The organism is Streptococcus sp. 20925_1_24, assembly GCF_041432335.1.
GTDB lineage: Bacteria > Bacillota > Bacilli > Lactobacillales > Streptococcaceae > Streptococcus > Streptococcus mitis_BM.
Genome location: NZ_JAPVZM010000029.1, coordinates 1 through 614 on the forward strand (window position 1 = coordinate 1; position 614 = coordinate 614).

Annotated in this window: 2 pseudogenes; both read right to left on the minus strand. The window is 45.8% G+C overall.

Annotation, left to right across the window (positions count from 1 at the left end):
* Positions 1-260, minus strand: a pseudogene (locus O3650_RS09550) (hypothetical protein); the annotation flags it as partial.
* 7 nt (positions 261-267) lie between these two features.
* Positions 268-614: pseudogene (locus tag O3650_RS09555) on the minus strand (hypothetical protein); the annotation flags it as partial.

Genomic DNA, 614 nt, shown 5'->3' on the forward strand with positions numbered 1-614 from the left:
TGTTCAATACCTTCTGCGCGACCACGTTCTAAGCCTTTTTCTTCAGCTTGTTCCAAGGCATAGTCATGCGCTAATAAGGCTTGTTCTTCTCGCATACGTAGTTGGCTAAAAATCTTCCTGTCCTCCTCGGACCAGCTCTTGTAGTCTAGCAGTTGGTCTGCTTGGCTGATGGCTCGCTCGGGTTGCTGGGTAAAGGGTTTGTTCCCGAAAAACTCCAACCACGGCTTGCGAATCCTATCTTTGCTGGTTTCTCTGTATTTTTAGGTCTTATTTATGATGGTCTTTCAATAGCTCCTCAAACTCAGCCACGGTCATGCCTAATTGATGGCTGGCAACTTCAGAAGTCAGGAGACCTTGACGTACTAGATTTACTAGCATAGACAAACTTCCTTCAACTTTTCCTCGTTCAAGTCCACGCTCTAAACCTTGTTCAATACCTTCTGCACGACCACGTTCAAGTCCACGCTCTAAACCTTGTTCAATACCTTCTGCACGACCACGTTCAAGACCACGTTCTAAGCCTTTTTCTTCAGCTTGTTCCAAGGCATAGTCATGCGCTAATAAGGCTTGTTCTTCGCGCATACGTAGTTGACTAAACATTTTCCTGTCCTCCT